Annotated in this window: 11 protein-coding genes; 6 read left to right on the top strand and 5 right to left on the bottom strand. The window is 60.7% G+C overall.

Going from position 1 to position 10,973, the window contains the following annotated elements; translation table 11 throughout:
• Window positions 1-145 precede the first annotated feature (145 nt).
• The 5 genes from purU to HB376_RS16880 form a co-directional block, all read right to left on the bottom strand.
• Complete coding sequence (purU, locus tag HB376_RS16900; protein WP_213764799.1) at window positions 146-1,015, bottom strand: formyltetrahydrofolate deformylase; 870 nt, start codon at window positions 1,013-1,015, stop codon at window positions 146-148.
• A 67-nt stretch (window positions 1,016-1,082) separates the two neighbouring features.
• The gene (locus tag HB376_RS16895; protein ID WP_213764798.1) at window positions 1,083-1,928 is read right to left on the bottom strand and encodes a DUF4743 domain-containing protein; all 846 of its coding nucleotides are present in this window, start codon (window positions 1,926-1,928) and stop codon (window positions 1,083-1,085) included.
• 203 nt (window positions 1,929-2,131) lie between these two features.
• Window positions 2,132-2,746: a LysE family translocator gene (locus tag HB376_RS16890; RefSeq protein WP_213764797.1), complete on the bottom strand. Its 615-nt coding sequence runs from the start codon at window positions 2,744-2,746 to the stop codon at window positions 2,132-2,134.
• A 21-nt stretch (window positions 2,747-2,767) separates the two neighbouring features.
• The gene (locus HB376_RS16885; RefSeq protein WP_213764796.1) at window positions 2,768-3,343 is read right to left on the bottom strand and encodes an adenine phosphoribosyltransferase; all 576 of its coding nucleotides are present in this window, start codon (window positions 3,341-3,343) and stop codon (window positions 2,768-2,770) included.
• Between the two features lie 22 nt (window positions 3,344-3,365).
• On the bottom strand, window positions 3,366-5,366 hold the full coding sequence (locus HB376_RS16880) for a monovalent cation:proton antiporter family protein (RefSeq protein WP_213764795.1): 2,001 nt from the start codon (window positions 5,364-5,366) through the stop codon (window positions 3,366-3,368).
• Between the two features lie 181 nt (window positions 5,367-5,547).
• Here HB376_RS16880 and kdsD point away from each other — a divergent pair, with 181 nt between their 5' ends.
• The 6 genes from kdsD to HB376_RS16850 all read left to right on the top strand — a co-directional run bounded on the left by kdsD (window position 5,548) and on the right by HB376_RS16850 (window position 10,925).
• Complete coding sequence (gene kdsD, locus HB376_RS16875) at window positions 5,548-6,531, top strand: arabinose 5-phosphate isomerase KdsD (protein WP_213764794.1); 984 nt, start codon at window positions 5,548-5,550, stop codon at window positions 6,529-6,531.
• Window positions 6,531-7,094, top strand: a complete 564-nt coding sequence (locus tag HB376_RS16870) for an HAD family hydrolase (protein ID WP_213764793.1) — start codon at window positions 6,531-6,533, stop codon at window positions 7,092-7,094. The genes kdsD and HB376_RS16870 overlap by 1 nt, the downstream gene beginning before the upstream one ends.
• 5 nt (window positions 7,095-7,099) lie before the next feature.
• On the top strand, window positions 7,100-7,699 hold the full coding sequence (gene lptC, locus HB376_RS16865; protein WP_213764792.1) for an LPS export ABC transporter periplasmic protein LptC: 600 nt from the start codon (window positions 7,100-7,102) through the stop codon (window positions 7,697-7,699).
• Between the two features lie 48 nt (window positions 7,700-7,747).
• Window positions 7,748-8,458 (top strand): lipopolysaccharide transport periplasmic protein LptA, encoded by a 711-nt coding sequence (gene lptA, locus HB376_RS16860; RefSeq protein ID WP_213764791.1) that lies wholly within the window; start codon window positions 7,748-7,750, stop codon window positions 8,456-8,458.
• An 11-nt stretch (window positions 8,459-8,469) separates the two neighbouring features.
• Window positions 8,470-9,237: an LPS export ABC transporter ATP-binding protein gene (lptB, locus tag HB376_RS16855; RefSeq protein ID WP_213764817.1), complete on the top strand. Its 768-nt coding sequence runs from the start codon at window positions 8,470-8,472 to the stop codon at window positions 9,235-9,237.
• A gap of 164 nt (window positions 9,238-9,401) precedes the next feature.
• On the top strand, window positions 9,402-10,925 hold the full coding sequence (locus tag HB376_RS16850) for an RNA polymerase factor sigma-54 (protein ID WP_213764790.1): 1,524 nt from the start codon (window positions 9,402-9,404) through the stop codon (window positions 10,923-10,925).
• The last annotated feature ends 48 nt before the right edge of the window (window positions 10,926-10,973 follow it).

Genomic DNA, 10,973 nt, shown 5'->3' with positions numbered 1-10,973 from the left:
CAACCCCTGACCGCTAACCCCAGAACCTACCCTCGGGCATAACCTCCGACCGCTAACCCTGGAACCGAGCACAACCCCGCCCCCCGGAACCCTCCCGCCGCAAAAACCCAAAACCCCAAAACCCCAAAAACCAAGTGCGAACGACCTACCTAAAGACTACTGTCTTACTCCCATTCAGCACGATCCGGTGCTCCACATGCCACCGCACCGCACGCGCGAGCGTCACACACTCCACATCACGCCCGATCGCCGTCAACTGATCCGGCGCCATGCTGTGGTCCACACGCTCCACTTCCTGCTCAATGATCGGCCCTTCATCAAGATCCGTCGTCACATAATGCGCAGTAGCGCCAATCAACTTAACACCGCGATCAAACGCCTGGTAATACGGCTTGGCGCCCTTGAAGCTCGGCAGGAACGAATGATGAATATTGATCGCCCGGCCATTGAGCGCGACGCACATTTCCGGCGACAAAATCTGCATATATCGCGCGAGCACAACAAGATCGATCTTGTGCTGATCGACGATCTCCAGCACCCGCGCTTCCTGCGAAGCCTTCCCCTCAGGCGTGGACGCAATCAACGGCAGATGATGAAACGGCACGTCATAACTGGCAGCAAGCTGATAAAAATCCCGATGATTCGAAACGATCGCTGGAATCTCAATCCCGAGCTGGCCGGTGCGATATCGGAACAGCAAATCGTTCAGGCAATGCCCGATCTTCGACACCATGATCATCACGCGCGGTTTCACCGACGCATCATGCAGTTCCCACTTCATGCCGAACTCATCGGCAAGCGTGCTGAACGACGTCCGCAACGCGACGAGACCCGGATCTCCGCCAACTTGCTGGAAGTGCACGCGCATGAAGAACTCGCCGGTGTGACTGTCACCGAATTGCGCGGAATCGAGAATATTGCTGCCGAGATCGAACAGGAATCCAGACACGGCATGCACAATGCCGGGACGATCCGGACACGACAACTTCAAGATAAAACTATGTTCGGTCGACATGAACCGATACTCCTTTGAGATGTTTCAAAGCACGTTCAACGCGCGTTCACAGCAGGTTCACGGTCGTTCAAACCGCCGGCGGTAAATAAATCGCCGGCATGCCCTCGCACGCTTCTTCGTCTATCCAGTTGCGGCGCAGCAGGCAATCCAGGGTGGCCAGACTGGCATCGACTGTCATGGCGCCTTCTTCAATCCACCGCGCGACTTCATCGATACGAGCAAGCCGGTGTTCGCCCACTTCCCCATCCTGATTGCGTGGCGCGAAATCCGCGGGCAAGCTCAAGTCGAAAACGTAAATCAACTCTGCCTGAGTGCCTTCAGGCAGCGATTGCAGCACGTAGAATTCACGTCCGCGCACGGCCTTGGCAGCAAGCTCCGGCTGCATGCCCGCTTCTTCCCAGCACTCCTTCACGAGCGTTTCCTCGATCCCCATCCCCCAGCCGATACCGCCCGCCACCACGTTATCGAGCATGCCCGGATCGGTCGCTTTTGTTTCGCTGCGCCGGGCGATCCATAGCTCCGGCGCGCGGCCCGGCTCTTCAACAATACCGTTCAGATGGACGGCGTAGGTCATTGTGCCGAAGAACCGCGACGCAGCCCGTTCGATGAACGCAAGCGGCTCGGCGTCGAAGGCATTGCGGATCGCGTAGGTTTCGTTGCGCCAGCCGGGAATGCGGCCGTCGGCCGCCAGCATGCCGATGACTGCGCCCAGCGCGGCGCTGCGCGCGTTGAGATCGGAGAAGGTATTGGCGAGACGGATCGACGTTTGATCGATATGAAACACGTCCGGCCATGAGTGCAGCGCGGGCGCGTCGGTGCGCCGAATCCAGCCGACCCGTTCACGGTCGATGTAAAACGGCAGGTGCGCCGAAGCATCGAAACGACGCGCGGCAACAATGGCAGGCAAGCTCACGATGGACTCCGGCGGCGGAAAGCCGGAAATTGTACAGGGGGTTTTGTTCGTACTCAGGTCGGGGTTCGGGTTTGGTCGGGAGGGTCAATGCCAGATTGCTGCCACTTGCCTTAATAGCAGCCCACGAACCCTGAAAAGCGGCAACCTGACATCCGCCCGGACCTGCCGAAGCAACCCTCGGCTAGGTGCGACCGAAACCCCTCTTAATCCTTCAACGCCACGCGAATCCCCAGCCCGATAAACGTCGCCCCGGCCAACCGGTCGAGCCACACCCCCACCTTCGGACGCCGCTTCAAATAAGCCCCGATCATCCCGGCGGCAACGCCAAAAACCGAGAACACCACCACCGTCTGCAACATGAACACGCCGCCAAGCTCGAACATCTGCAACATGACGCTTTGGCCGCCATGCGGATTCACGAACTGCGGCAGGAACACGATGAAAAACAGCGTCACTTTGGGATTCATCATATTGCCGATCACACTCTGCCGAAACACCACGGCCAACGGCTGACTCGGCCGCTCATGCGCACTCGACAAACCCTTGCTACGAATCGCCTTGATGCCAATCCAGATCAGATAAGCAGCGCCGGCCAGCTTGACCGCTTCAAACGCCATCGGGGAAGACTTGAGCAACGCTGCCACCCCAAGCGCGGCAAGCGTCGTGTGAAACGAAATCCCGGCAGCAAACCCAAGCGCCGCAACCAGCCCAGCCGCGCGCCCCTGCGAGATACCACGCGCGAGCACCTGGAGATTGTCCGGACCGGGCGCCACGGTAATAGCAATGGAAGCCGCGAGAAACAAAAGAAAATTAGGCATGACTCGGAGAAATCGCAGAAATTAGTGGCCGCTGAATTCACAGACCGTATAAAGCGGCAAACCCGATTCGCGCAGAAGTGTCGACCCGCCCAGCTCCGGCAAATCGATAATCGCCGCCCCCTCGACCACCACCGCGCCGAGCCGTTCGAGCAACATCTTGCCGGCCATCATCGTGCCGCCGGTTGCAATCAGGTCATCAACCAGCACTACCCGCTCACCCGGTTTGCACGCATCTTCATGAATTTCGACGGTCGCGCTGCCATATTCAAGTTCATACGACTGCGACAGCGTCCTGAACGGCAGCTTGCCCTTCTTGCGGATCGGCACGAAACCCAGGCTCAATTCGTACGCCAGAATTGGCCCGATGATAAAACCACGCGCATCAAGCCCGGCGATCGTGTCGATTCGCGCATCTATATAGCGCTGCACCAGCAGGTCGATCAGCGTACGCAACGCGCGCCGATCCCGCAAAACCGGCGTGATATCGCGGAACTGCACGCCGGGCTGCGGCCAGTCCGGCACCGTGCGAATCCGCTCCCGGATAAAACCGGCTGGATTGGATAAATTTGGCACTGCGGGCGCTGCGAACTCAGGCATGTTTGATGTCTCCTGGAAAACGTCAGGCTACCGCGCCCGCACGGCGATTGCGCGACAGCCGTTCTTCCGCCAGCTGCAACGCCTCGGGCAAACCGCGCAGCACCACAATGTCGCTCGCCCGCAGCTTGGTGTCAGGATCAGGCTCCACGCCGCGAATTCCATGCCGGCGAATTGCCGTCACTTCCACCCCGTCGCCCACCAGCCCAAGCTCATCGAGCGTACGGCCGACCGCGTCGGCGTTTGCATCGACGGGAACTGATTGTAGCCGGACCTGCTCGCGACGCTCGTCGTCGTCCTCATCCGCGCCGTGAAAATAACCGCGCAACATGCTGTAACGCTCATCGCGCATTTCTTCCACGCGCCGGACCACGCGCCGCATCGGCACGCCCATCAGCACCAGCGTATGCGACGCCAGCATCAAGCTACCTTCCACGATTTCCGGAATCACTTCCGTCGCACCCGACGCAATCAGCTTTTCCAGATCGGCGTCATCGACAGTACGCACGATGGTGGGCAACGTCGGCTCCAACTCGTGAATACTGTGCAGCACGCGCAACGCGGACGGCGTATTCGCGAAGGTGATCGCGATCGTGGCCGCGCGATGTATGCCGGCGGCGACCAGCGCCTCGCGCCGGCCGGCATCGCCGTACACCACGCTTTCACCCGCCGCCGCCGCTGCCGCCACGCGATCGGGGTCCAGGTCGAGCGCGACGTACGACAACCCCTCGTGTTCCAGCATCCGCGCCAGATTCTGCCCCGCCCGGCCATAGCCGCAGATGATGACGTGGCCACTCTGCTTGATGCTTTGCGTCGCAATGCGCGTCATTTGCAGCGACTGCCGCAACCATTCAGTCGATGAAAGCCGCAGCACGATGCGGTCGGCGTTCTGGATGATGAACGGCGCGGCCAGCATGGAAAGCAGCATCGACGAAAGGATGGCTTGCAGCAGCACCGGCTCGACCAGATGTTTATCGAGGATCAGGTTCAGCAGCACGAAACCGAACTCGCCGGCTTGCGCCAGGTTCAGGCCGGTGCGCATCGCCACGCCCGGGGGCGAGCCGAACAGCCGCGCGAGGCCGGTGATCATCACGGCTTTCAGCAGGATCGGCAGGATGAAAAACGACGCCACGAGAAAGGGATGTTCCCAGATCACGCGCGGATTGAGCAGCATGCCCGTGGTCACGAAAAACAGCCCGAGCAGCACGTCGCGAAACGGCTTGATGTCCTCTTCCACCTGATGCCGGTAAGGCGTTTCCGCGATCAACATACCCGCGATAAACGCGCCGAGCGCGAGCGAGAGGCCGAATTTATCGGTGATGAACGCCGCGCCCAGCGTGACCAGCAGCAGGTTCAGCATGAACAGTTCTTGCGAGCGCCGGCGCGCGACAATATTGAACCAGCGCGTCATGAACTTCTGGCCGATGAACAGCAGCACCGTCAACGCAACCACGATCTTGATGGCTGCAAGCGCAAGCCAGAACGCCAGCTCCTTCGAATTGCCATTCCCAAACGCGGCAATGATGATCAGCAGCGGCACCACGGCCAGATCCTGGAACAGCAATACGCCGAAGATGTTGCGGCCATGCTCGGATTCCAGTTCAAGCCGCTCGGCCAGCATTTTTGAAACGATGGCGGTGGACGACATCGACAACGCGCCGCCCAGCGCAATGCTCGCCTCCCACGACATGTCGGTCCAGAAGTTCGCGATCCACCCGAACAAAAGGGCCAACGCAATCGTTCCGGCCACTTGACTCGCGCCGAGGCCGAACACAATCCGCCGCATTGAACGCAATTTCGATAACGAAAATTCAAGCCCGATCGAAAACATCAGGAACACAACGCCGAATTCCGCCAGATGCTGCGCGCGGTCACTATCCGGTGCGATGCCGGCGGCGTGCGGTCCGACAATGATCCCGACCGCCAGGTAACCCAACATGGGCGGCAGGTTGAAAAAGCGGAATACGACGACCCCTGCCACGGAACACAGCAGCAACAGCAACGTCATTTCAAGCGGGGAAGTCATCCGTCTAGCGTCCTCGTTTGTCGGCGGATGGCGGCTCGGGGAGCACATCCGGATCTTGTGTTTTTTTAACGCGCACAACGCTTGCGCGCAACAAAACACACGGCCTTTCGGGGGCGGATGAGCGGCTGAAGGCCGCCCCGTCTCCGGCGCGGCGCAAAGATGCCTTTGTTATACTTCGCGCATGATAGCGAAAATCAATGGCGACCGGGCACTCGCGCTGGCTCGCACCGTGCTGGAAATTGAAGCCGACGCTGTGCGCGGCCTGTCCGCGCAACTCGACGACAACTTCACCGGCGCCGTCGAATTCCTGCTCGGATGCAAGGGCCGCGTGGTGGTATCGGGTATCGGAAAATCCGGGCATATCGCCCGTAAATTCGCGGCAACGCTCGCGAGCACCGGCACGCCCGCCTTCTTCGTTCATCCGGCCGAAGCGAGCCACGGCGACCTCGGCATGGTGACCGCCGAAGACGTGTTCATCGCCCTGTCGAACTCGGGCGAAACCTCCGAACTCGTTGCCATTCTGCCCATCATCAAGCGCCTCGGGGCAAAATTGATCGCCATCACCGGGCGGCCGGAATCAAGCCTCGCGAAACTGGCCGACGTGCATCTGAACGCGCACGTCGATAAAGAAGCCTGCCCGATGAATCTCTCGCCGACCGCCAGCACAACGGCCGTGCTCGCATTGAGCGACGCGCTCGCGGTCGTCGTGCTCGACGCCCGCGGTTTCGGCCCCGACGACTTCGCGCGCTCGCATCCGGGCGGCGCGCTCGGCCGGCGCCTGCTCACTTACGTACGCGACGTGATGCGCGTCGGGCCGGAAGTGCCGGAAGTGCCGCTGAACGCCACCGTCTCCGACGCCCTCTTCCAGATCACCGCCAAGCGCATGGGCATGACGGCCGTGGTCAACGAAAAGCGTCATGTGGAAGGCATCTTCACCGACGGCGACCTGCGCCGGATTCTTCAAAGCGACGGCGATTTCCGTGCGCTGCCGCTGATCGATGTCATGACGCGTAATCCGCGCACGATCGGTCCGGACCATCTCGCGGTGGAAGCTGTGGAACTGATGGAGCGTTATCGCATCAATCAGATGCTGGTCGTCGATGAAAACGCGATCCTGATCGGCGCCCTGAACATGCACGACCTCTTTTCCAAGAAGGTAATCTGATGTCGACCTTGTCTTTCACGCCGGATATTGCCGCAACGGAAGACGCGCACGACCGCGCGAGCCGCGTGAAACTGATGATTTTCGACATCGACGGCGTGTTCACCGACGGCAGCCTGTTTTTTACCGCCAACGGCGACGCCATGAAGTCCTTCAATTCACTCGACGGCCACGGCGTGAAAATGCTGCAATCGGCGGGCGTGCAGACAGCGATCATCACCGGGCGCAACTCCGGCATTGTCGCGGCACGGGCGGGCGAGCTGGGCATTACGCACCTGCACCAGGGCGTCGCCGATAAAACCATCGCGCTGGCCCAACTGCTGCAAACCACGGGTATCCCGGCCACCGAATGCGGCTACATGGGCGACGACTGGCCCGATCTCGCCGTGATGCGGCTGTGCGGTTTCGCAGCGGCGCCCGCCAACGCGCATGAGGAAGTGCTGAGCCGCGTACATTTGGCCACGGCCAGGCGCGGCGGCGAAGGCGCGGTGCGTGAAGTCTGCGACGCCATCCTGCGCGCGCAGAATCGCTACGACGGCCTGCTTGCCGCGGCTATCGGAGCCTGAATCCCATGCAACGACCCAAGAAACTGACCTCAGCGTTGCCGCTGGTCGCGGCGGCCGCGCTGGCGGGCATCACCTACTGGCTGATGCAGGCTACGATGCCCAAGCCACAGGAACCGGAGCGCCCGAAGGAACACACGCCCGACTATTTCGCGACGAACTTTTCGGTCTCGGAACTGGACACCACGGGCACGACGCAGTATCGGCTGACCGCGATTTCGATGGTGCATTACGAGGACAATGAAGTCAGCGACCTCACGAAACCCGCCATGCGCATGTTCCAGCCGCTGCGCCCGACCGTGACGGCCACGTCCGAGCGCGGTACGGTGAACGGCGACGTCTCGATTGTCGACTTGTACGAGAATGCGCACATTTTGCGCGTGGCAGGCTACGGCGACCCGCAGATGACGGCGGATTCCGAGCACTTTCGCATCCTTGTGAACGACGATGTCATCGAAACAGAAAAGCCGGTTAAACTTCAGCGCGGTCCGTCCGTGATGACGGGCAACGGCATGAACTACAACAACGCGACCCGGGTAATGAAGCTTTTTGGGCAGGTGCGCGGCCAGATCGCCGCCTCCGACACCCTCGGCACCTCATCCAAATAAACCCGGCAGTTCCGACGAATTGCGCTTAATCCATTCAAGTGTGACTGCATGAACAAACCGTTTCTCCGACCCGAATCCGGCCGTCTGTGCGCAGCATGCGCTGCGTTTTCGCGCCGCGCCGCACGTATCGTGCAATTCGGGATCGCGGCAACATGCGTGGCGTTGCCGCTGGCGGTCTCGCTATTGGCTTTCGCCCCAGCCGCGCACGCCGAACGCGCCGACAACGACAAGCCGCTGAATATTGAAGCGGACAACATGACCTATGACGACCTGAAGCAGGTCAACATCTTCACGGGCCACGTTGTCGCGACCAAAGGCACGATCATCATCAAGGCCGACCGTGTCGACGTGACGCAGGATCCGCAGGGGTATCAGTACGCGACCGGCACGTCCACCGGCGGCGCGCTCTCGTATTTCCGCCAGAAACGCGACGGCCTCGACGAATACATAGAAGGCAACGCCGTGCGGATCGACTACGACGGCAAGCAGGATCTCACCACGCTGACCACGCGTGCCGTTGTGCGCCGCCTCGTGGGCCTCACCACGATCCAGGACGAAGTACACGGCAGCGTGATTACCTACGACGGCCAGAAAGACTTCTATACGGCGAAAGCCGGACCTGACGTCGCCGGCCCAGGCAACCCGACTGGCCGCGTGCGCGCCATGCTCGCCCCGCGTAACGGCGGCGCCGCGCCGCTGAACGGCGCGCCGGCCACCCTGACGCCGTCCACCAAGATGCAAGGAACGCAGCAGCCGTGAATTCGCCCGCCATGCCTCATCGCAAGCCGGCCGGCACGAGCAGTTCGCTCACCGTCCGCAACCTGAAGAAACGCTACGGCTCGCGCACGGTCGTGAAAGATGTCTCGCTCGACGTGAAAAGCGGCGAAGTGGTCGGGCTGCTCGGGCCGAACGGCGCGGGCAAGACGACGTCGTTCTACATGATCGTCGGACTGGTGCCGCTGGATGCCGGCGAAATCCTGCTCGACGGCACCTCCATCAGCCTGCTGCCCATTCACAAGCGTGCGCGCCTGGGGCTCTCGTATTTGCCGCAGGAAGCCTCCGTGTTCCGCAAGCTGACCGTCGAGCAGAACATTCGCGCGGTGCTTGAACTGCAAACGGACGAAAACGAAAAGCCGCTCTCCAAGCAAGCGATTACGGATCGCGCGGAAGCGTTGCTGGACGAACTTCAGATCGCGCATCTACGTGAAAACCCGGCTTTGTCACTCTCGGGCGGCGAACGCCGGCGCGTGGAAATTGCCCGTGCGCTCGCGACCAACCCGGCGTTTATCCTGCTGGACGAACCGTTCGCCGGCGTTGACCCAATCGCTGTGCTCGAAATCCAGAAGATCGTGAAGTTCCTGAAGCAGCGCAACATTGGCGTGCTGATCACGGACCACAACGTGCGCGAGACGCTCGGCATCTGCGACCATGCTTACATCATCAGCGACGGCAGCGTGCTCGCAGCAGGGGCGCCAAGCGATATCATCGAAAATGAGAGCGTGCGGCGCGTTTATCTCGGCGAACATTTCCGCATGTGAGCGCGGGGACATAGTGTCCCGCGCCCCATGCAACACCGTTGTGGACGGCGTCCCGCGCTGCCAACAGATGTTACGTGCCGCCCGCGAGGCGGCACTTGTTTTTGGTCGATCCCCGCGAGGTGTCGCGCCCGTGGCAAACTCTCTACAATGAATACAACCTTGCCATGAAAGCCAGCCTCCAACTCCGCCTGTCGCAGCATCTTGCGCTGACCCCACAACTGCAGCAGTCCATCCGGCTGCTGCAGTTGTCGACGCTCGAACTGCAGCAGGAAGTCGCGATGGCTGTCGCGCAAAATCCACTGCTCGAGAACGAGGACGACTGGACCACCAGCCCCTTGCGCGTGGCAGCGGACGGTTCGCTGATCACATCGGGGGCGTCGGTGAACGCGCCCGATCCCATGATGAGCAACGGCACGTCGTCGAGCAGCAGCACGACCACCACCGAACGTTCGGAAAGCGGCGACCCTCAAGGCGTAGACGAATACAACGGCATGAGTTCGTCGGACAACGGACCGGATTCGAGTTCGTGGAATCTGGAAGACTACGGCCGCTCGAATAGCGGCTCGGACGACGACGACCTGCCGCCGCTGCAGATCCACGAATCCACTACTACGCTGCGCGACCACCTGACGTCGCAACTGCGCATGACGAAGGCGAATCAGCGTGACCGTGCGCTGATCACGTTCCTGATTGAATCACTCGATGAAGACGGATATCTCACGTCGTCGCTCGAGGAAGTAAAGGCGGATCTGCCGGATGAACTGGAAGTCGATGTCGACGAACTGAGCGCGGCGCTCGCGTTGCTGCAGAGTTTCGATCCGCCGGGCGTGGGCGGCCGTTCGGCGTCCGAATGTCTGAAGCTGCAGTTGTTGCGGCTCGAAGCATCGTCTATCCGCACGCTAGCGCTCGATATTGTGATGCACCATCTGGAACTGCTCGCGGCACGCGATTTCACGCGTTTGCGCAAGCAGCTCAAAGCGTCCGATGACGCATTGCGCGATGCACACTTACTGATCCGATCACTGGAACCGTTCCCCGGCGCCGCGTTCGGCAAGAGCGAAGCGGATTACGTGGTTCCTGACATCCTCGTGCGCAAAATGTCGAGCGGGTGGACGGCAGAATTGAATCCGGAAATCGTGCCGCGGCTTCGCATCAATCACCTCTACGCGAATATTTTGCGCAACAATCGCGGCGATCCGGGCAGTGGTTCGTTGCGTCAGCAGCTTCAGGAAGCGCGCTGGCTGATCAAGAATATTCAACAAAGATTCGAGACGATTCTCCGCGTTGCACAAGCCATTGTGGAGCGTCAGAAGAACTTTTTTGCCCACGGCGAAATTGCAATGCGGCCCTTGGTTTTGAGGGAGATTGCTGATACGCTGGGTTTACACGAATCCACTGTCTCACGTGTGACAACCGGTAAGTACATGCTGACCCCATTCGGGACGCTTGAATTTAAGTACTTCTTCGGATCGCACGTTTCAACCGACACGGGTGGCGCGGCATCGTCCACGGCGATCCGCGCACTCATCAAGCAACTGATAGGAGCTGAAGACTCAAAATCTCCTCTTTCAGACAGCCGCATCGCAGAGTTGCTGGCAGAACAGGGGTTCGTGGTCGCACGCCGTACGGTGGCCAAATATCGCGAAGCTCTGAAAATCCCGGCAGTGAATTTGCGAAAGTCTCTGTAGCCCGCTGCATGTTGCGGCGGGCCTTTACCGGCCGCGTCGCGAAAGCGC

This window comes from Caballeronia sp. dw_19, from assembly GCF_018449515.1.
Lineage (GTDB): Bacteria > Pseudomonadota > Gammaproteobacteria > Burkholderiales > Burkholderiaceae > Caballeronia.
Note: the sequence above shows the minus strand (reverse complement) of the source record. Positions and strands in the feature narration are given on the sequence as shown.

What these genes read in the sequence shown, in the direction of transcription:
- purU (WP_213764799.1), bottom strand. Translation starts at nt 1,015, where the DNA reads ATGTCGACCGAACATAGTTTTATCTTGAAGTTGTCGTGTCCGGATCGT.
- HB376_RS16890 (WP_213764797.1), bottom strand. Translation starts at nt 2,746, where the DNA reads ATGCCTAATTTTCTTTTGTTTCTCGCGGCTTCCATTGCTATTACCGTG.
- HB376_RS16885 (WP_213764796.1), bottom strand. Translation starts at nt 3,343, where the DNA reads ATGCCTGAGTTCGCAGCGCCCGCAGTGCCAAATTTATCCAATCCAGCC.
- HB376_RS16880 (WP_213764795.1), bottom strand. Translation starts at nt 5,366, where the DNA reads ATGACTTCCCCGCTTGAAATGACGTTGCTGTTGCTGCTGTGTTCCGTG.
- kdsD (WP_213764794.1), top strand. Translation starts at nt 5,548, where the DNA reads ATGATAGCGAAAATCAATGGCGACCGGGCACTCGCGCTGGCTCGCACC.
- HB376_RS16870 (WP_213764793.1), top strand. Translation starts at nt 6,531, where the DNA reads ATGTCGACCTTGTCTTTCACGCCGGATATTGCCGCAACGGAAGACGCG.
- lptC (WP_213764792.1), top strand. Translation starts at nt 7,100, where the DNA reads ATGCAACGACCCAAGAAACTGACCTCAGCGTTGCCGCTGGTCGCGGCG.
- lptA (WP_213764791.1), top strand. Translation starts at nt 7,748, where the DNA reads ATGAACAAACCGTTTCTCCGACCCGAATCCGGCCGTCTGTGCGCAGCA.
- lptB (WP_213764817.1), top strand. Translation starts at nt 8,470, where the DNA reads ATGCCTCATCGCAAGCCGGCCGGCACGAGCAGTTCGCTCACCGTCCGC.
- HB376_RS16850 (WP_213764790.1), top strand. Translation starts at nt 9,402, where the DNA reads ATGAAAGCCAGCCTCCAACTCCGCCTGTCGCAGCATCTTGCGCTGACC.